Here is a 15,949-nt window from a genome sequence, read left to right as displayed (position 1 = left end):
GGGTGTAGCCGAAGCCCGGCTCCAGCGGCTCGATCACGAACCGGGAGCGGAACTCGTCGACGACCTCTTCGGTCAGTGACGGACGCTGAGCAATCAGCATGGTGCGTTCCTTCTGTCAGGGGCGCCCGCTATTTGACGCCCTGATATGAGACAAGGGTACGGGCGGTATGACTCGGAAGAGCCATACCGCCCGACAACCTCAGTCCGACAAGCAGCCGTGCGTCAGACGCGGCGGCGCTTCGGCGGACGGCAACCGTACTGCGCCGTGTGGGGGGACGACCCCCACACCCCCAGCCGACAGCCGAGCCGCCGTGAGCCCGTGCGTCAGACGCGGCGGCGCTTCGGCGGACGGCAACCGTTGTGCGGGGTCGGGGTGACGTCCTGGATGGAGCCGACCTCGAGGCCCGTGGCCTGCAGGGAACGGATGGCGGTCTCACGACCGGCGCCCGGACCCTTGACGAACACGTCGACCTTGCGCATGCCGTGCTCCTGCGCGCGACGGGCAGCCGACTCGGCGGCCATCTGCGCGGCGAACGGCGTGGACTTGCGCGAGCCCTTGAAACCGACGTGGCCGGCGGAGGCCCACGAGATCACGTTTCCGGCCGGGTCCGTGATGGACACGATCGTGTTGTTGAACGTGCTCTTGATGTGCGCCTGGCCGTGCGCGACGTTCTTCTTTTCCTTGCGGCGCACCTTCTTGGCAGCGCCCTGACGACCCTTGGGGGGCATCTATTACTCCTACGGGAGGTGGTCGGTCCTACAGCGAAGACCGCTTCGGAGGTCCGGGGGGCATCCCCCAGAACGCACAGTGCGTCTGCTGCGGACTACTTCTTGCCCGGCTTCTTCTTGCCGGCGATGGCGCGACGCGGGCCCTTGCGGGTACGAGCGTTCGTGCTGGTGCGCTGACCGCGGACGGGCAGACCACGACGGTGACGGAGACCCTGGTAGCAGCCGATCTCGACCTTGCGGCGGATGTCGGCCTGGATCTCGCGACGGAGGTCACCCTCGGTCTTGATGTTGGCGTCCACGTACTCGCGGATCGCGACGAGCTGCTCCTCGGAGAGGTCGCGAACGCGGGTGTTCGGGTCGACGCCGGTCGCAGCCAGCGTCTCCTGGGACAGGGTTCGGCCGATGCCGAACACGTAGGTGAGGGCGACCTCCACGCGCTTTTCGCGCGGGATGTCAACACCGGAAACGCGTGCCATTCAATGGCTCCTGGTGATCTTCGGAGGTCTTCCACAGAACCGTGTCCCAGCCGCCGGCCTCTTCCTTGGAAGATTTGGTACGGACTGGGTCCCCGGCCTCCGAACCGGGGGTGTCAGACCTGAGGTCTGGGCTCTGCGTATGAACATATTCAGCTCGCGTCGCGCGAAGTTCTGCGTGATGCAGAGGGTGGAGACCTGAGTGCGATCAGCCCTGGCGCTGCTTGTGGCGCGGGTTCTCGCAAATCACCATGACCCGACCATGACGGCGGATCACCCTGCACTTGTCGCAGATCTTCTTGACGCTCGGCTTGACCTTCATGGGATGTGAGGTTCTCCGGGTCAGTTGCCGGTCACCCCGTGCGGGAACGCACGGGGGGCCTGGGCAAGATCTACTTGTACCGGTAGACGATCCGGCCACGCGTCAGGTCGTACGGAGACAGCTCCACCACGACCCGGTCATCAGGGAGGATGCGGATGTAGTGCATGCGCATCTTGCCGCTGATGTGCGCCAGGACCTGGTGGCCGTTCTGGAGCTCAACCCTGAACATCGCGTTCGGAAGAGACTCGACGACAGTGCCCTCGATCTCGATGGCACCTTGCTTCTTGGCCACGCTTCGCCCTTCGAATCGACTACCTTGATCGACTCCTGAGCTTTCCCTTACGGGCGCATACAGACATGCGGGTGCACAAGAGCCGACGAGTCAGTCTACGTCAGCGCACCAGGAAACACGAATCGGGGCCAAGGAAGTGTGCCCCGCACGGGAGATCCTTAAGCGAGGCGCGAAGGGTTCGGGGGCGACAGCCCCAGGGGCGGGACACGGAAGGGGCGGCGGGGGCGAGCAAAGAACCTCGAGCCCCCGCCCGGCACCCTCTAGCCCAGCGGGTCCGCCGCGGCCACGACCCCGTGCTCGGCCAGCTTCGCCTTGCCGCCGTCCACCGCCGTCAGCACCAGCGGCCCCTGCTCCGTCAGCGCGACGGAGTGCTCCCAGTGCGAGGACCAGGTCCCGTCCGTCGTGATGACGGTCCAGTCGTCCGAGAGGACCTCCGTGCGCGGCGTCCCCAGCGACACCATCGGCTCGATGGCCAGGCAGAAGCCGGGAACCAGTTTCGGCCCCTTGCCCCGCTTGCGGTCGACGTAGTTCAGCAGGTGCGGGTCCATGTGCATCTCGGTGCCGATGCCGTGGCCGCCGTAGTCCTCGATGATCCCGTAGCGGCCGCCGCCCGGCTTCGGCTGGCGACGGATGTACGTCTCGATGGCCCGGGACACGTCGACCAGCCGGTTGCCCAGCTTCATCGCGGCGATGCCGGCCCACATCGACTCCTCGGTCACCCGGGAGAGCTCGATCAGTTCCGGGGCGTGACCGGAGCCGACGAAGGCGGTGTAGGCGGCGTCACCGTGCCAGCCGTCGACGATGGCGCCGCAGTCGATGGAGATGATGTCCCCGTCCTTGAGGACGACCTCGTCGGAGGGGATGCCGTGGACGACGACGTCGTTCACCGAGGTGCAGATGGTCGCGGGGAAACCGCCGTAGCCGAGGAAGTTCGACTTCGCGCCGTGCTCGGCGAGGACCTTGCGGGCGACCTCGTCGAGGTCCTTCGTCGACGCCCCCGGCACCGCCGCTTCCCGCGTCGCCGCGTGGATGGCGGCGACGACCAGGCCCGCCGCACGCATCTTGGCGATCTGCTCGGGGCTCTTGATCTGGACCATGGGGGGCCTGCGCTCTCCGTCACTCAGGTCGGTCGATGACACATACGTACACAACAGTACGGCCGTGGCGTCCCGGAGGACTCCACGGCCGTACCCGGGACGGAAACCTACTGGCCGTCGTCCTCGCGCTTCAGTGCCGCCAGCGCACGGCCGGTGACCTCGTCCACCGGGCCCATGGCCTCGATCGTCACGACCAGGCCCTGTGCCTTGTAGTAGTCGATGATCGGCTCGGTCTGCGTGTGGTAGACCTCCAGCCGCGTGCGGACGGTGTCCTCGGAGTCGTCGTCGCGCTGGTACAGCTCCCCGCCACAGACGTCACAGACGCCGTCCTTCGACGGCTTCTTGTAGGTCTCGTGGAAGACGTGCGAGGAGTCGTTGCGGCAGATGCGCCGGCCGGCGATCCGCTTGACGACCTCCTCCTCGGGGGCCTCCAGGTCCAGTACCGCGTCCAGCTTGATGCCCTCGGTGGTGAGGAGCTCGTCCAGCGCCTCGGCCTGCGAGACATTGCGCGGGAAACCGTCGAGCAGGAAGCCGCGCTCGGCGTCCGGCTGCTCCATGCGGTCCTTCGCCATGGCGATGGTGACCTCGTCAGGGACGAGGTTGCCGGCGTCCATGTAGGACTTCGCGAGTTTCCCGAGCTCCGTCTGCTGGCTGATGTTGGCGCGGAACAGGTCGCCCGTGGAGATGTGGGGTACGCGCAGCTTCTCGGCAAGGCGAGTGGCCTGCGTTCCCTTACCGGCACCCGGCGGCCCGACGAGGACGATACGCATCAGCGGAGGAACCCTTCGTAATTGCGCTGCTGAAGCTGGCTCTCGATCTGCTTCACCGTCTCGAGCCCGACACCCACGATGATCAGGATGCTGGTGCCACCGAACGGGAAGTTTTGGTTTGCCCCGAAACCAGCCAACGCCATCGTCGGCACGAGAGCGATAAGCCCCAGATACAGCGAACCCGGCCAGGTGATCCGGTTGAGTACGTAACTCAGGTACTCAGCGGTCGGTCGGCCAGCCCGGATGCCCGGGATGAAGCCACCATACTTCTTCATGTTGTCGGCTACTTCCTCGGGGTTGAAGGAAATGGCCACGTAGAAGAACGCGAAGAAGACAATCAGGAAGAAGTAGAGAGTGATGTGCGCGGGCGCCGCCGTGTCGGCCAGGTTCTGTGTGATCCAGGTCGCCCAGCCTGCCTGCGAATTGGAGAACTGGACGATCAGCGCCGGAATGTAGAGCAGCGACGAGGCGAAGATGACCGGGATCACACCGGCCTGGTTCACCTTCAGCGGGATGTACGTCGAGGTACCGCCGTAGGACCGGCGGCCGATCATGCGCTTCGCGTACTGCACGGGGATGCGGCGCTGGGCCTGCTCGACGAAGACGACCAGGCCGACCATGACGAGGCCGACGAGGATGACCGTGCCGAACTCGATCCAGCCGCCGGCCAGCGTGCCCTGCTTCTTGATGGCCCACAGCGCGGAGGGGAAGGTCGCGGCGATCGAGATGAACATCAGGATCGACATGCCGTTGCCGATGCCGCGGTCGGTGATCAGCTCACCGAGCCACATGACGGCGGCCGTGCCGGCGGTCATGCAGATGACCATGGTGATGGTGGTGAAGATCGCGCGGTCGGGGACGATCTGGCCGGCCACCGAGCAACCCGAGAACAGCGCGCCGCTACGGGCGGTGGCCACCAGGCCGGTGCCCTGAAGAATGGCGAGCGCCACGGTGAGGTACCGGGTGTACTGGGTGATCTTCGCCGTACCGGACTGGCCCTCCTTCTTGAGCGCTTCCAGACGTGGAATGACCACGGTCAGCAGCTGAAGGATGATGCTCGCCGTGATGTACGGCATGATGCCCAGCGCGAAGATCGTGATCTGCAGCAGCGCGCCGCCACTGAACATGTTGACCAGACCGAAGAGGCCCTGGTTGCCGGATGCCTCGTCCACGCAGGTCTGGACGCTCTTGTAGTCGACACCTGGGATCGGGACATGGGTGCCGACCCGGTAGACCACGATGATGCCGAGCGTGAAGAGCAGCTTGTTGCGCAGGTCGGGCGTCTTGAACGCCCGGGCGAACGCGGTGAGCACGGTGCCTCCTGCGACCCCCGCGCGTCTGCGTCAAGGGTGACGGTGTTGAGGTTCCAATAAGAACGACGACATGTGTAACGGTCGACTGCCGCCCAAGGTGCCCCATCGGAAGCACCTTGTGAAAGAGGGCAGTGCAGGCCACCTTACCGGCGACACTGCGCCCTAGGAACGACCAACCGGGGATACCCCTTTTGTGGGGTATCCCCGGTCGGGATCGCTCAGGTCATCGAGGCGCCTGTGGTGTTCAGACGAGCTCGGTGACGGTACCGCCGGCGGCGGTGATCTTCTCCTTGGCGGACCCGGAGACGGCGTCGACCGTCACCTGGAGCGCCACGGAGATCTCGCCCTGGCCGAGGACCTTGACGAGGCTGTTCTTGCGAACGGCACCCTTGGCGACGAGACCCTCGACGGTGACCTCGCCACCCTCCGGGTACAGCTCCGCCAGCTTGTCGAGGTTCACGACCTGGAACGCGACCTTGAACGGGTTCCGGAAGCCCTTGAGCTTCGGAAGGCGCATGTGGAGGGGCATCTGCCCACCCTCGAAGCGCGCCGGAACCTGGTAACGAGCCTTCGTGCCCTTGGTACCACGACCGGCCGTCTTACCCTTCGACGCCTCACCACGACCCACACGGGTCTTGGCGGTCTTGGCGCCCGGGGCGGGACGGAGGTTGTGGATCTTGAGCGGGTTGTTTTCCGCCATGATCAGTCGACCTCCTCGACCGTCACGAGGTGGCGGACGGTGTGCACCATTCCGCGGAACTCGGGGCGGTCCTCCTTGACGACCACGTCGTTCAGGCGCTTGAGCCCGAGCGAACGCAGGGTGTCACGGTGGTTCTGCTTGCTGCCGATGTACGACTTCGTCTGCGTGATCTTGAGCTGAGCCATTACGCAGCACCAGCCCCGGCACGCGCACGCAGCAGAGCCGCGGGAGCGACGTCCTCGAGCGGCAGACCACGGCGAGCCGCGATCTCCTCGGGACGCTGCAGGCCCTTCAGGGCCGCCACGGTGGCGTGCACGATGTTGATCGCGTTCGACGAACCGAGCGACTTCGACAGGATGTCGTGAACGCCGGCGCACTCGAGCACGGCACGCACCGGGCCACCGGCGATAACGCCGGTACCGGGGGACGCCGGCTTGAGCAGGACGACGCCCGCCGCCTTCTCACCCGTGATCGGGTGCGGGATGGTGCCCTGGATACGGGGGACCTTGAAGAAGTGCTTCTTGGCCTCCTCAACACCCTTGGCGATGGCGGCCGGCACCTCCTTGGCCTTGCCGTAACCGACACCGACGGTACCGTCACCATCGCCCACCACGACCAGCGCGGTGAAGCTGAAGCGACGACCACCCTTCACTACCTTGGCGACGCGGTTGATCGCGACGACGCGCTCAACGTACGCGGTCTTCTCGGCGGCAGATGCGCCACCGTCACGGCCCTTCCGGTCCCGCCGCTCGCCGCCACCGGCACCGCCACCGCGGCGCTGGGGTCCAGCCATTGGAATTACCTCTCTCTGTCTCCGCTAGCTACGGAACCAGGACTCAGAACTTGAGTCCGGCCTCGCGGGCTGCGTCCGCCAGAGCGGCAATGCGCCCGGCGTACTGGTTACCACCACGGTCGAAAACGACGGCCTCGACACCGGCGGCCTTGGCACGCTCCGCGACCAGGGCGCCGACCTGCTTGGCCTGCGCCGACTTGTCGCCCTCCGCACCGCGGATCGACGTGTCCAGTGTGGACGCCGAAGCCAGGGTGTGGCCCTTCAGGTCGTCGATCACCTGCGCCACGATGTGGCGGTTGGAGCGAGTGACGACCAGACGCGGGCGCTCCGACGTACCGGCGATCCGCTTGCGGATCCGGATGTGACGGCGCTTGATCGCGGCGCGCTTGTAGGCGTCGCCCTTCAGGATCTTCTGCCCGTATGCCATGGCTTACTTACCCGCCTTTCCGACCTTGCGGCGGATGACTTCGCCCTCGTACTTGACACCCTTGGCCTTGTACGGGTCGGGCTTGCGCAGCTTGCGGATGTTGGCCGCAACCTCGCCGACCTTCTGCTTGTCGATGCCCTCGACCTGGAAACGGGTCGGGTTCTCCACCTTGAAGGTGATTCCCTCGGGGGCTTCGACGGTGATCGGGTGGCTGTAACCGAGCGCGAACTCGAGGTTCGAGCCCTTGGCGGTCACGCGGTAACCGACACCACTGATTTCGAGCTTCTTCACGTAACCCTGGGTCACGCCGGTGATCATGTTCGCCACCAGCGTGCGGGACAGGCCGTGCAGGGCCTTGCTCTGACGCTCGTCGTTGGGGCGGGTGACGTTCAGAACGCCGTCCTCACCCTTGGCGATCTCGATCGGCGCAACGACGGTGTGGGTCAGCGAGCCCTTGGGGCCCTTGACCGAAACCGTCTGGCCGTCGATGGTGACGTCCACGCCGGCGGGAACCGTGATAGGGAGCTTGCCAATGCGCGACATAGCTGTTTCCTCCGTTCCCTTCCGCTACCAGACGTAGGCGAGAACTTCTCCGCCTACGCCCTTCTTGCCGGCCTGCTTGTCGGTGAGGAGACCGTGCGACGTGGAGATGATCGCCACGCCGAGGCCGCCCAGCACCTTGGGCAGGGAGGTGGACTTCGCGTAAACCCGGAGACCGGGCTTGGAGATCCGCTTGATGCCCGCGATGGAGCGCTCACGGTTGGGACCGAACTTCAGCTCGAGGGTGAGGTTCTTACCCACCTCGGCGTCCTCGATCTTCCAGCCCGTGATGAAGCCCTCCTGCTGGAGGATCTCCGCGATGTGAGACTTGATCTTCGATGCCGGCATCGTCACGGAGTCGTGGTACGCCGAGTTCGCGTTCCGCAGACGCGTCAGCATGTCTGCGATCGGATCAGTCATGGTCATGAGTTGGCCTGTGGCCTCTCTCGCCGGGGTTTCCTGGTGCGCCATCCCTCTCCCCGATCCGAGACGGGACGGGTGCGGCGCGGTGGACCTACGGCGTAGTAAGTCGTACGGGCGTCAGGCGCCCAACCCTCCTAGCCTACGGCATGAAGGGGAGGGCACCTGACACTGCCCTTTACTTACCGAGAGCTCAGGAATCCCGAATTACGGGATTACCAGGAGCTCTTGGTCACGCCCGGCAGCTCGCCACGGTGAGCCATCTCACGAAGGCACACGCGGCACAGGCCGAACTTGCGGTACACGGAGTGCGGACGGCCGCAGCGCTGGCAGCGCGTGTAGCCGCGTACTCCGAACTTGGGCTTACGAGCAGCCTTGGCAATCAGAGCCTTCTTCGCCATCTCGCTCACGCCTCCTTGAAGGGGAAGCCGAGGTGACGAAGGAGCGCACGGCCCTCAGCGTCGTTGGTCGCCGTGGTGACCACGGTGATGTCCATACCCCGGACGCGGTCGATCTTGTCCTGGTCGATCTCGTGGAACATGACCTGCTCCGTGAGACCGAAGGTGTAGTTGCCACGGCCGTCGAACTGCTTGGGGGACAGACCGCGGAAGTCGCGGATGCGCGGAAGCGCAAGCGACAGGGTGCGGTCCAGGAACTCCCACATGCGGTCGCCACGGAGCGTGACGTGAGCACCGATCGGCTGACCCTCGCGCAGCTTGAACTGCGCGATGGACTTGCGGGCCTTGGTGATGGCCGGCTTCTGACCGGTGATGGTGGTCAGGTCACGGACGGCACCGTCCATGAGCTTCGAGTCACGGGCGGCGTCACCGACACCCATGTTGACCACGATCTTGACGAGGCCGGGGATCTGCATGACGTTCTCGTACTGGAACTCGTCACGCAGCTTGCCCGCGATCTCTTCGCGGTACTTCGTCTTGAGACGCGGAGTGGTGGTGGTAGCCATCAGATGTCCTCACCCGTCCGCTTGGCAACGCGGATCTTGTTGCCCTCGTCGTCGAAGCGGTAACCGACACGCGTGACAACCTTGTTGCCGTCCTTCTCCACGACCAACTGAACGTTGGACACGTGGATGGGGGCTTCGGTGGTCACGATGCCGCCGGCCTGGGAACCGCTGGCGGTGGGGCCGGCCTTGGTGTGCTTCTTGACCCGGTTGACACCCTCGACCAGGACACGGTCCTCACGGGGGAAGGCCGCGATGACCTTGCCCTGCTTGCCCCTGTCCTTACCGGTGATGACCTGGACCAGGTCGCCCTTCTTGATCTTCATGCTTACAGCACCTCCGGCGCGAGCGAGATGATCTTCATGAACTTCTTCTCGCGCAGCTCACGGCCGACCGGGCCGAAGATACGGGTGCCGCGAGGGTCGCCGTCGTTCTTCAGAATGACGGCGGCGTTCTCGTCGAAGCGGATGTACGAGCCGTCCGGACGGCGGCGTTCCTTGACGGTGCGAACGATGACCGCCTTGACGACGTCACCCTTCTTCACGTTGCCACCGGGGATCGCGTCCTTGACGGTGGCGACGATGACGTCACCGATGCCCGCGTAGCGGCGACCGGAGCCACCGAGCACACGGATGCAAAGGATTTCCTTCGCACCAGTGTTGTCGGCGACACGCAGTCGCGACTCCTGCTGGATCACGTCTATCTCCTGTTTGTCTGCCGGTTCCCCGGGGGCCGTCCTTCAACGGCCCCCGGAGCCTGGCGGAACTGACCTGCGAGATTACTCCGCAGGCGCACTTATGGAATTCGCTTGCGCGAATTGCCTACTTGGCCTTCTCGAGGATCTCGACGACGCGCCAGCGCTTCGTGGCGGACAGCGGACGCGTCTCCATGAGGAGGACACGGTCGCCGACGCCGGCAGCGTTCTGCTCGTCGTGAGCCTTGAGCTTGTTCGTACGGCGGATGACCTTGCCGTACAGCGCGTGCTTGACGCGGTCCTCGACGGCGACGACGACGGTCTTGTCCATCTTGTCGCTGACGACGAGACCCTCACGGGTCTTGCGGAAGCCGCGGGCCTCTGCAGTCTGCTCAGTCACGTTGTTCTCACTCATCAGGCGCTCTCCACCGTCTCGATGCCCAGCTCGCGCTCACGCATCAGGGTGTAGATCCGCGCGATGTCCTTGCGGACGGCCTTGAGCCGACCGTGGTTCTCGAGCTGACCCGTCGCCGCCTGGAAGCGGAGGTTGAACAGCTCTTCCTTGGCTTCGCGGAGCTTCGCGAGAAGCTCCTCGTCACCCAGTTCGCGCAGCTCGGACGCCTTGGTACCGGCCGACATCACGCTTCACCTGCCTCGCGCTTGACGATCCGGCACTTCATCGGCAGCTTGTGGGCTGCGCGAGTGAGGGCCTCACGGGCGATCTTTTCGTTGGGGTAGGACAGCTCGAACATGACCCGGCCCGGGTGCACGTTCGCGATCCACCACTCGGGCGAACCCTTACCGGAACCCATGCGGGTCTCGGCCGGCTTCTTGGTGAGCGGGCGGTCCGGGTAGATGTTGATCCAGACCTTGCCGCCACGCTTGATGTGGCGGGTCATCGCGATACGAGCCGCCTCGATCTGGCGGTTGGTCACGTACGCCGGCGTGAGGGCCTGGATGCCGTACTCGCCGAACGCGACCGTCGTACCACCCTTGGCCTGACCGCGGCGCTTCGGGTGGTGCTGCTTGCGGTGCTTGACCCTACGGGGGATCAGCATTTCGGTCAGGCCTCCGTTCCGCCGGTAGAAGAGGACGGTGCCTCGACCGGAGCGGCGGCAGGAGCCTCGGCCTTGGGGGCCTCGGCACCGGCAGCCTGCTGCGGCTTGCGACCGCGTCGCTCGCCACCGCCGCCGCCACGGCCACCACGGGCCGGACGGTCGGCGCCGCCGCCACCGCCACGGGCCGGGCGGTTGCCGGCGCGGGCTGCGGCGTTCTCGGCACGGACCTCGGCGATGTTCTTGACGTCGCCCTTGTAGATCCAGACCTTCACACCGATGCGGCCGAAGGTCGTCTTGGCCTCGAAGAAGCCGTAGTCCACGTTCGCGCGGAGCGTGTGCAGGGGCACACGGCCCTCGCGGTAGAACTCCGAGCGGGACATCTCGGCGCCGCCGAGGCGGCCACCGCACTGGATCTTGATGCCCTTGGCGCCGGCCTTCATCGCCGACTGCATGCTCTTACGCATGGCGCGGCGGAAGGAGACGCGGGAGGAGAGCTGCTCGGCAACGGCCTGGGCGACCAGCTGGGCATCGGTCTCGGGGTTCTTGACCTCGAGGATGTTCAGCTGGACCTGCTTGCCCGTGAGCTTCTCGAGGTCGCCGCGGATGCGGTCGGCCTCGGCGCCACGGCGGCCGATGACGATGCCCGGACGAGCGGTGTGGATGTCCACACGCACGCGGTCACGGGTGCGCTCGATCTCCACCTTGGAGATACCGGCGCGCTCCATGCCGGACGTCATCATCCGACGGATGGCGACGTCTTCCTTGACGTAGTCCTTGTACAGCTTGTCGGCGTACCAACGGGACTTGAAGTCCGTGGTGATGCCGAGCCGGAACCCATGCGGGTTAACCTTCTGGCCCATTACCGGGTTCCTTCCTTGCTGCTGACGACCACGGTGATGTGGCTGGTCCGCTTGCGGATCCGGTAGGCGCGGCCCTGGGCACGCGGACGGAACCGCTTCAGGGTCGGACCCTCGTCGACGTAGGCCTCGGAGATGACAAGGCTGTCGACATCGGTGTGGTCGTAGTTGTGCGCGGCGTTGGCAATGGCGCTGTCAAGCACCTTGCCGACCGGCACGCTCGCGGCCTGCGGGGCGAAACGCAGGACCGCCTGAGCCTCCGTGGCATCCATGCCACGGATAAGGTCCACCACGCGGCGGGCCTTCATGGGCGTAACGCGGATGTACCGCGCCTGGGCCCTGGCTTCCATGGTTGTCCTTCCAGTGTCTGTCATGGTCGATTCCACCCCGCGTTAGCGGCGCTTCGACTTCCGGTCGTCCTTGACGTGACCCCGGAAGGTGCGCGTCGGCGAGAACTCGCCGAGCTTGTGGCCGACCATCGACTCGGTGACAAACACCGGAATGTGGGTCTTGCCGTTGTGCACCGCGATCGTGTGGCCGAGCATGGCCGGGATGATCATCGAGCGACGGGACCAGGTCTTGATGACGTTCTTGGAACCGGCTTCGTTCTGTACGTCCACCTTCTTGATGAGGTGGTCGTCGACGAAGGGCCCCTTCTTGAGACTGCGCGGCATCTAAACCCGCTCCTAGCGCTTCTTGTTCGTCTTGCGGCGGCGGACGATGTACTTGTTCGATGCCTTCTTCGGCGAACGAGTACGACCCTCCTTCTGACCCCACGGGGAGACCGGGTGGCGACCACCGGAGGTCTTGCCCTCACCACCACCGTGCGGGTGGTCAACCGGGTTCATCGCCACACCGCGGACGGACGGGCGAACGCCCAGCCAGCGCTTGCGTCCGGCCTTACCCCAGTTGATGTTGCTCTGCTCGGCGTTGCCGACCTCGCCGACCGTGGCGCGGCAGCGCTGGTCGACCAGGCGGATCTCACCGGAGGGCATGCGGAGGTGGGCCATGGTGCCCTCCTTCGCGAGCAGCTGCACCGAGGCACCGGCGGAGCGGGCGAACTTGGCGCCGCCACCCGGACGGATCTCGATCGCGTGGATCGTGGTACCGACCGGGATGTTGCGGAGCGCCAGGTTGTTGCCCGGCTTGATGTCGGCCCCGGGACCGTTCTCGACGCGGTCACCCTGCTGCAGGTTGCGCGGGGCGAGGATGTAGCGCTTCTCGCCGTCCACGTAGTGCAGCAGCGCGATGCGCGCGGTGCGGTTGGGGTCGTACTCGATGTGCGCGACCTTCGCCGGCACGCCGTCCTTGTCGTGACGACGGAAGTCGATCACTCGGTAGGCGCGCTTGTGTCCGCCACCCTGGTGGCGAACGGTCACACGACCGGCGTTGTTACGGCCGCCCTTGCTGTGCAGCGGGCGGACCAGCGACTTCTCCGGCGTGGACCGCGTGACCTCGACGAAGTCGGCGACGCTGGAGCCACGACGGCCCGGCGTAGTCGGCTTGTACTTGCGGATTCCCATTTCTCAGTCCTCGTCCGATATCGGACGATCCGACCCGCTTACGCGGTCGGACCGCCGAAGATGTCGATACGGTCGCCCTCAGCGAGGGTCACGATCGCGCGCTTGGTCGCAGCGCGCTGACCGAAACCGGTCTTGGTGCGCTTGCGCTTGCCCTGGCGGTTGATCGTGTTGACCCCGGTGACCTTGACCGAGAAGACCGCCTGGACGGCCTGCTTGATCTGGGTCTTGTTGGCGTTCGGGTCGACGATGAACGTGTACTTGTTCTCGTCGAGAAGCGCGTAGCTCTTCTCCGACACGACCGGCTTCAGCAGCACGTCACGGTGGTCCGTGTACGCCTTGCTGGGCGCGGTGACGACGGTGTTCTTGCCCTCGGCGGCGTGGCGGCGGGCCTTCGCGAGACGCGCGGCCTTGGCGGCCTTCGCAGCCTTGGGGGCGATGCTCGGGTGACGCGTAGCCATCAGGCGTCACTCCCTTCGGTGTCGTTGGCCTTCGGGCCGGCGACGAAGGACTCGAGAGCGGCCTGGGTGAAGACCACGTCGTCCGAGACGATCACGTCGTACGTGTTCAGCTGGCCCGGCTCCAGGATGTGCACCTGGGGCAGGTTGCGGGCGGACAGCCACGCGGCCTCGTCGGAGCGGTCGATGACCAGGAGCACGTTCTTACGCTCCGAGATCTTGCCGAACAGCGTCCGAGCGGACTTCGTGGACGGAGTCTCGCCCTCGATCACGCCGGTGACGACGTGGATCCGGTTGTGGCGGGCCCGGTCGGTGAGGGCGTGACGCAGAGCGGCAGCCTTCATCTTCTTCGGGGTTCGCTGCGAGTAGTCACGCGGCTGCGGGCCGTGGACGACGCCACCGCCGGCGAACTGCGGCGCGCGGGTCGAGCCCTGGCGGGCGCGGCCGGTGCCCTTCTGGCGGTACGGCTTCTTACCGCCACCACGGACTTCACCGCGGCGCTTGGTCTTGTGCGTGCCCTGACGGGCAGCAGCGTTCTGCGCGACGACGACCTGGTGGATCAGCGGGATGCTGATCTTCTCCACGCCGAAGATCTCCGCGGGGAGCTCGACGCTTCCGGTCTTCTCGCCTGCAGGCGAAAGGATGTCAACAGTGCTCATCGGTTACCTCAGGCCCCCTTGGCCGCGGTGCGGACCAGGACGAGGCCGCCGTTCGGACCGGGAACCGCGCCCTTGATGAGCAGCAGACCCTTCTCCGCGTCAACGGCGTGGACGGTCAGGTTCTGGGTGGTGACACGCTCGTTGCCCATGCGACCCGCCATGCGGAGGCCCTTGAACACGCGGCCCGGGGTGGCGCAGCCACCGATGGAACCGGGGGAGCGGTGCTTGCGCTGGACACCGTGTCCGGCGCCGAGGCCACGGAAGTTGTGACGCTTCATGACACCGGCGAAGCCCTTGCCCTTGCTCTTGCCGGTCACGTCGACCTTGATGCCGGCCTCGAACACCTCAGCGGTGATCTCCTGGCCGAGGGTGTACTCGCTGGCGTCAGCGGTACGGATCTCGACGAGGTGGCGGCGGGGAGTGACGTCGGCCTTGGCGAAGTGGCCCTTGAGGGGCTTGTTCACCTTGCGAGGGTCGATCTCGCCGAAGGCGATCTGGACCGACTCGTAGCCGTCGGCGTCGTTCGTACGGACCTGGGTCACGACGTTGGGTCCGGCCTTGACGACGGTGACGGGAACAACACGGTTGTTCTCGTCCCACACCTGCGTCATGCCGAGCTTCTCGCCCAGGATGCCCTTGATCTGCTTCGTCATCTTCAGATCACCGGCCTCAGAGCTTGATCTCGATGTCGACACCGGCCGGGAGGTCGAGTCGCATCAGAGAGTCAACGGTCTTGGGCGTCGGGTCGAGGATGTCGATCAGGCGCTTGTGCGTGCGCATCTCGAAGTGCTCGCGCGAGTCCTTGTACTTGTGCGGCGACTTGATGACGCAGTACACGTTCTTCTCAGTGGGCAGCGGCACCGGGCCCGCGACCGACGCACCAGTACGCGTCACCGTCTCGACGATCTTCTTCGCCGAGCTGTCGATGACCTCGTGGTCGTAGGCCTTGAGCCGGATGCGGATCTTCTGTCCCGCCATGGCTACTCAGTAGTCCTGTCTCTTCTAACGCTCTGGACCTGGTCGGCCCCTTACCCGTTCCTCCGACCCACGCGGTCGGGTGTGTCGCTCCCCCGCTGACACGGATGTCCCACGTTCGAACATCCCTGCGGGGAATGCGCACGGCCCTACCGGAACCGCAGACCGAGGACGGAAGGCCCACCGGGTGCCTGATCGGTGTCGCGCCCACGCTTCCCGGAAGATTCCCGTACGTCCGCCCCAGCGCTGCCGTGAGGCAGTTAGGGCGACGAGTACTGTGGGACTCGCTTCCAGTCCTCCCGGCGGGAGGCGCGCAGCATCAACACTCGACCGAGCAACCAGGTCAGTCTGCCATATGGGGCAGCCCCTCCGCCAATCGAGCCGGAGACAATACCCCGGACGTGACGCAGGTCAAACGCTCGGCGCGACGGCCCGCCGCTCGGACCCGGTCCCGTGAGGGGTCCGGGCACGGTCCGATGGCGGTCCGGTGGTGGTCCGTGGATCTTCAGCGAGCGGCTGACCGGTCCCTTTACGATCTTGTGCATGCTGACTCGAGACGAAGCGGCCGCGGCGGCCGCAGCCTTCCTCAAGTCCCGGGCTCACCCGGACCGCGCCGACTCCGTGGTGGTGCTCCCCGACACGGTCGTCGACTTCACCTACGGCCGGACCGTGCGCTTCGACTTCAGGGAGCACATCGAGACGGGCGACTCCACCCAGGCTCCCTTCTCGTCCGTCGTGGTCGTCCCCCACGACGGAACGCCTGCCCACTTCGCCCCGACGTTCCCTGCGGTGGCGACGTACATGGAGATGCGCGCCGCGGGGAACTGGCCACCGAGGAACGGGTAGGGCGTCCACCGGCTGCACACGATCCGCCGAGTGCCGGCGGCGGGG

General features: G+C 65.9%; 29 protein-coding genes and 1 pseudogene. 1 reads left to right on the top strand and 29 read right to left on the bottom strand.

Features of this window, described 5'->3' with window-relative positions; all coding sequences use genetic code 11:
- From P1P75_RS14940 to rpsJ, 29 genes and pseudogenes are all read right to left on the bottom strand, one after another.
- Positions 1-100, bottom strand: a pseudogene (locus P1P75_RS14940) (DNA-directed RNA polymerase subunit alpha); the annotation flags it as partial.
- Positions 101-324: 224 nt separating this feature from the next.
- Entirely contained in the window at positions 325-729 is a 405-nt protein-coding gene (rpsK, locus tag P1P75_RS14935) for a 30S ribosomal protein S11 (RefSeq protein WP_010354218.1), read from the bottom strand.
- A 95-nt stretch (positions 730-824) separates the two neighbouring features.
- Positions 825-1,205 carry a 30S ribosomal protein S13 gene (rpsM, locus tag P1P75_RS14930; protein WP_020132619.1) on the bottom strand — a complete coding sequence of 127 codons (381 nt, stop codon included), beginning with the start codon at positions 1,203-1,205 and terminating at the stop codon, positions 825-827.
- 205 nt (positions 1,206-1,410) lie between these two features.
- A complete protein-coding gene (gene rpmJ, locus P1P75_RS14925; protein ID WP_003998809.1) occupies positions 1,411-1,524 on the bottom strand; it encodes a 50S ribosomal protein L36 in 114 nt (37 codons plus the stop codon).
- Between the two features lie 70 nt (positions 1,525-1,594).
- Entirely contained in the window at positions 1,595-1,816 is a 222-nt protein-coding gene (gene infA, locus P1P75_RS14920) for a translation initiation factor IF-1 (RefSeq protein ID WP_004927214.1), read from the bottom strand.
- Positions 1,817-2,076: 260 nt separating this feature from the next.
- Positions 2,077-2,913, bottom strand: a complete 837-nt coding sequence (gene map / locus P1P75_RS14915; protein ID WP_319255388.1) for a type I methionyl aminopeptidase — start codon at positions 2,911-2,913, stop codon at positions 2,077-2,079.
- Between the two features lie 107 nt (positions 2,914-3,020).
- The gene (locus tag P1P75_RS14910; protein ID WP_086767147.1) at positions 3,021-3,683 is read right to left on the bottom strand and encodes an adenylate kinase; all 663 of its coding nucleotides are present in this window, start codon (positions 3,681-3,683) and stop codon (positions 3,021-3,023) included.
- A complete protein-coding gene (secY, locus tag P1P75_RS14905) occupies positions 3,683-4,996 on the bottom strand; it encodes a preprotein translocase subunit SecY (protein ID WP_150472366.1) in 1,314 nt (437 codons plus the stop codon). Before secY ends, P1P75_RS14910 begins: the two co-directional genes overlap by 1 nt.
- A gap of 244 nt (positions 4,997-5,240) precedes the next feature.
- Positions 5,241-5,696: a 50S ribosomal protein L15 gene (rplO, locus tag P1P75_RS14900; protein WP_086767146.1), complete on the bottom strand. Its 456-nt coding sequence runs from the start codon at positions 5,694-5,696 to the stop codon at positions 5,241-5,243.
- A 2-nt stretch (positions 5,697-5,698) separates the two neighbouring features.
- The gene (gene rpmD, locus P1P75_RS14895) at positions 5,699-5,881 is read right to left on the bottom strand and encodes a 50S ribosomal protein L30 (RefSeq protein ID WP_030788246.1); all 183 of its coding nucleotides are present in this window, start codon (positions 5,879-5,881) and stop codon (positions 5,699-5,701) included.
- Positions 5,881-6,489 (bottom strand): 30S ribosomal protein S5, encoded by a 609-nt coding sequence (rpsE, locus tag P1P75_RS14890; RefSeq protein ID WP_319255384.1) that lies wholly within the window; start codon positions 6,487-6,489, stop codon positions 5,881-5,883. Before rpsE ends, rpmD begins: the two co-directional genes overlap by 1 nt.
- A 43-nt stretch (positions 6,490-6,532) precedes the next feature.
- Positions 6,533-6,916 carry a 50S ribosomal protein L18 gene (gene rplR, locus P1P75_RS14885; protein WP_073491925.1) on the bottom strand — a complete coding sequence of 128 codons (384 nt, stop codon included), beginning with the start codon at positions 6,914-6,916 and terminating at the stop codon, positions 6,533-6,535.
- Positions 6,917-6,919: 3 nt separating this feature from the next.
- Complete coding sequence (gene rplF / locus P1P75_RS14880) at positions 6,920-7,459, bottom strand: 50S ribosomal protein L6 (protein ID WP_073491924.1); 540 nt, start codon at positions 7,457-7,459, stop codon at positions 6,920-6,922.
- Between the two features lie 24 nt (positions 7,460-7,483).
- Entirely contained in the window at positions 7,484-7,882 is a 399-nt protein-coding gene (gene rpsH, locus P1P75_RS14875; RefSeq protein WP_073491923.1) for a 30S ribosomal protein S8, read from the bottom strand.
- Between the two features lie 209 nt (positions 7,883-8,091).
- Positions 8,092-8,277: a type Z 30S ribosomal protein S14 gene (locus tag P1P75_RS14870; RefSeq protein WP_003948630.1), complete on the bottom strand. Its 186-nt coding sequence runs from the start codon at positions 8,275-8,277 to the stop codon at positions 8,092-8,094.
- A 5-nt stretch (positions 8,278-8,282) separates the two neighbouring features.
- Complete coding sequence (rplE, locus tag P1P75_RS14865; RefSeq protein WP_086767144.1) at positions 8,283-8,840, bottom strand: 50S ribosomal protein L5; 558 nt, start codon at positions 8,838-8,840, stop codon at positions 8,283-8,285.
- Positions 8,840-9,163 carry a 50S ribosomal protein L24 gene (gene rplX / locus P1P75_RS14860; RefSeq protein ID WP_073491922.1) on the bottom strand — a complete coding sequence of 108 codons (324 nt, stop codon included), beginning with the start codon at positions 9,161-9,163 and terminating at the stop codon, positions 8,840-8,842. Before rplX ends, rplE begins: the two co-directional genes overlap by 1 nt.
- Before the next feature lie 2 nt (positions 9,164-9,165).
- Positions 9,166-9,534 carry a 50S ribosomal protein L14 gene (gene rplN / locus P1P75_RS14855; RefSeq protein ID WP_003998823.1) on the bottom strand — a complete coding sequence of 123 codons (369 nt, stop codon included), beginning with the start codon at positions 9,532-9,534 and terminating at the stop codon, positions 9,166-9,168.
- 124 nt (positions 9,535-9,658) lie between these two features.
- Entirely contained in the window at positions 9,659-9,946 is a 288-nt protein-coding gene (gene rpsQ, locus P1P75_RS14850) for a 30S ribosomal protein S17 (protein ID WP_009327090.1), read from the bottom strand.
- Entirely contained in the window at positions 9,946-10,170 is a 225-nt protein-coding gene (gene rpmC, locus P1P75_RS14845; RefSeq protein ID WP_003998824.1) for a 50S ribosomal protein L29, read from the bottom strand. Before rpmC ends, rpsQ begins: the two co-directional genes overlap by 1 nt.
- Positions 10,170-10,589 (bottom strand): 50S ribosomal protein L16, encoded by a 420-nt coding sequence (gene rplP, locus P1P75_RS14840; RefSeq protein ID WP_004927269.1) that lies wholly within the window; start codon positions 10,587-10,589, stop codon positions 10,170-10,172. The genes rpmC and rplP overlap by 1 nt, the downstream gene beginning before the upstream one ends.
- A 5-nt stretch (positions 10,590-10,594) precedes the next feature.
- Positions 10,595-11,449 carry a 30S ribosomal protein S3 gene (gene rpsC, locus P1P75_RS14835; protein WP_266461126.1) on the bottom strand — a complete coding sequence of 285 codons (855 nt, stop codon included), beginning with the start codon at positions 11,447-11,449 and terminating at the stop codon, positions 10,595-10,597.
- Positions 11,449-11,796, bottom strand: a complete 348-nt coding sequence (gene rplV / locus P1P75_RS14830; RefSeq protein WP_026252021.1) for a 50S ribosomal protein L22 — start codon at positions 11,794-11,796, stop codon at positions 11,449-11,451. The genes rpsC and rplV overlap by 1 nt, the downstream gene beginning before the upstream one ends.
- 42 nt (positions 11,797-11,838) lie before the next feature.
- The gene (gene rpsS, locus P1P75_RS14825; RefSeq protein ID WP_006376029.1) at positions 11,839-12,120 is read right to left on the bottom strand and encodes a 30S ribosomal protein S19; all 282 of its coding nucleotides are present in this window, start codon (positions 12,118-12,120) and stop codon (positions 11,839-11,841) included.
- 12 nt (positions 12,121-12,132) lie between these two features.
- Positions 12,133-12,969: a 50S ribosomal protein L2 gene (gene rplB / locus P1P75_RS14820; protein ID WP_266461118.1), complete on the bottom strand. Its 837-nt coding sequence runs from the start codon at positions 12,967-12,969 to the stop codon at positions 12,133-12,135.
- Positions 12,970-13,007: 38 nt separating this feature from the next.
- Positions 13,008-13,427, bottom strand: coding sequence for a 50S ribosomal protein L23 (gene rplW / locus P1P75_RS14815; RefSeq protein WP_073491921.1), 420 nt, complete (start codon positions 13,425-13,427; stop codon positions 13,008-13,010).
- Positions 13,427-14,083: a 50S ribosomal protein L4 gene (rplD, locus tag P1P75_RS14810; protein ID WP_073491920.1), complete on the bottom strand. Its 657-nt coding sequence runs from the start codon at positions 14,081-14,083 to the stop codon at positions 13,427-13,429. Before rplD ends, rplW begins: the two co-directional genes overlap by 1 nt.
- An 8-nt stretch (positions 14,084-14,091) precedes the next feature.
- Positions 14,092-14,736, bottom strand: coding sequence for a 50S ribosomal protein L3 (rplC, locus tag P1P75_RS14805; protein ID WP_150472363.1), 645 nt, complete (start codon positions 14,734-14,736; stop codon positions 14,092-14,094).
- Positions 14,737-14,752: 16 nt separating this feature from the next.
- Complete coding sequence (gene rpsJ, locus P1P75_RS14800) at positions 14,753-15,061, bottom strand: 30S ribosomal protein S10 (protein WP_003948644.1); 309 nt, start codon at positions 15,059-15,061, stop codon at positions 14,753-14,755.
- A 540-nt stretch (positions 15,062-15,601) separates the two neighbouring features.
- On the opposite strand from rpsJ, the gene P1P75_RS14795 reads away from it, so the two are divergent.
- Positions 15,602-15,904 carry a serine protease gene (locus P1P75_RS14795; RefSeq protein WP_319255381.1) on the top strand — a complete coding sequence of 101 codons (303 nt, stop codon included), beginning with the start codon at positions 15,602-15,604 and terminating at the stop codon, positions 15,902-15,904.
- The last annotated feature ends 45 nt before the right edge of the window (positions 15,905-15,949 follow it).

The organism is Streptomyces sp. ID05-39B, from assembly GCF_033794725.1.
GTDB lineage: Bacteria > Actinomycetota > Actinomycetes > Streptomycetales > Streptomycetaceae > Streptomyces > Streptomyces bobili.
Note: the sequence above shows the minus strand (reverse complement) of the source record. Positions and strands in the feature narration are given on the sequence as shown.

Bases quoted from the DNA above. Each gene is read 5' to 3' on its own strand.
- rpsK (WP_010354218.1), bottom strand. From the start codon at position 729: ATGCCCCCCAAGGGTCGTCAGGGCGCTGCCAAGAAGGTGCGCCGCAAG.
- rpsM (WP_020132619.1), bottom strand. From the start codon at position 1,205: ATGGCACGCGTTTCCGGTGTTGACATCCCGCGCGAAAAGCGCGTGGAG.
- rpmJ (WP_003998809.1), bottom strand. From the start codon at position 1,524: ATGAAGGTCAAGCCGAGCGTCAAGAAGATCTGCGACAAGTGCAGGGTG.
- map (WP_319255388.1), bottom strand. From the start codon at position 2,913: ATGGTCCAGATCAAGAGCCCCGAGCAGATCGCCAAGATGCGTGCGGCG.
- P1P75_RS14910 (WP_086767147.1), bottom strand. From the start codon at position 3,683: ATGCGTATCGTCCTCGTCGGGCCGCCGGGTGCCGGTAAGGGAACGCAG.
- rplO (WP_086767146.1), bottom strand. From the start codon at position 5,696: ATGGCGGAAAACAACCCGCTCAAGATCCACAACCTCCGTCCCGCCCCG.
- rpmD (WP_030788246.1), bottom strand. From the start codon at position 5,881: ATGGCTCAGCTCAAGATCACGCAGACGAAGTCGTACATCGGCAGCAAG.
- rpsE (WP_319255384.1), bottom strand. From the start codon at position 6,489: ATGGCTGGACCCCAGCGCCGCGGTGGCGGTGCCGGTGGCGGCGAGCGG.
- rplR (WP_073491925.1), bottom strand. From the start codon at position 6,916: ATGGCATACGGGCAGAAGATCCTGAAGGGCGACGCCTACAAGCGCGCC.
- rplF (WP_073491924.1), bottom strand. From the start codon at position 7,459: ATGTCGCGCATTGGCAAGCTCCCTATCACGGTTCCCGCCGGCGTGGAC.
- rpsH (WP_073491923.1), bottom strand. From the start codon at position 7,882: ATGACCATGACTGATCCGATCGCAGACATGCTGACGCGTCTGCGGAAC.
- P1P75_RS14870 (WP_003948630.1), bottom strand. From the start codon at position 8,277: ATGGCGAAGAAGGCTCTGATTGCCAAGGCTGCTCGTAAGCCCAAGTTC.
- rplE (WP_086767144.1), bottom strand. From the start codon at position 8,840: ATGGCTACCACCACCACTCCGCGTCTCAAGACGAAGTACCGCGAAGAG.
- rplX (WP_073491922.1), bottom strand. From the start codon at position 9,163: ATGAAGATCAAGAAGGGCGACCTGGTCCAGGTCATCACCGGTAAGGAC.
- rpsQ (WP_009327090.1), bottom strand. From the start codon at position 9,946: ATGAGTGAGAACAACGTGACTGAGCAGACTGCAGAGGCCCGCGGCTTC.
- rpmC (WP_003998824.1), bottom strand. From the start codon at position 10,170: ATGTCGGCCGGTACCAAGGCGTCCGAGCTGCGCGAACTGGGTGACGAG.
- rplP (WP_004927269.1), bottom strand. From the start codon at position 10,589: ATGCTGATCCCCCGTAGGGTCAAGCACCGCAAGCAGCACCACCCGAAG.
- rpsC (WP_266461126.1), bottom strand. From the start codon at position 11,449: ATGGGCCAGAAGGTTAACCCGCATGGGTTCCGGCTCGGCATCACCACG.
- rplV (WP_026252021.1), bottom strand. From the start codon at position 11,796: ATGGAAGCCAGGGCCCAGGCGCGGTACATCCGCGTTACGCCCATGAAG.
- rpsS (WP_006376029.1), bottom strand. From the start codon at position 12,120: ATGCCGCGCAGTCTCAAGAAGGGGCCCTTCGTCGACGACCACCTCATC.
- rplB (WP_266461118.1), bottom strand. From the start codon at position 12,969: ATGGGAATCCGCAAGTACAAGCCGACTACGCCGGGCCGTCGTGGCTCC.
- rplW (WP_073491921.1), bottom strand. From the start codon at position 13,427: ATGGCTACGCGTCACCCGAGCATCGCCCCCAAGGCTGCGAAGGCCGCC.
- rplD (WP_073491920.1), bottom strand. From the start codon at position 14,083: ATGAGCACTGTTGACATCCTTTCGCCTGCAGGCGAGAAGACCGGAAGC.
- rplC (WP_150472363.1), bottom strand. From the start codon at position 14,736: ATGACGAAGCAGATCAAGGGCATCCTGGGCGAGAAGCTCGGCATGACG.
- rpsJ (WP_003948644.1), bottom strand. From the start codon at position 15,061: ATGGCGGGACAGAAGATCCGCATCCGGCTCAAGGCCTACGACCACGAG.
- P1P75_RS14795 (WP_319255381.1), top strand. From the start codon at position 15,602: ATGCTGACTCGAGACGAAGCGGCCGCGGCGGCCGCAGCCTTCCTCAAG.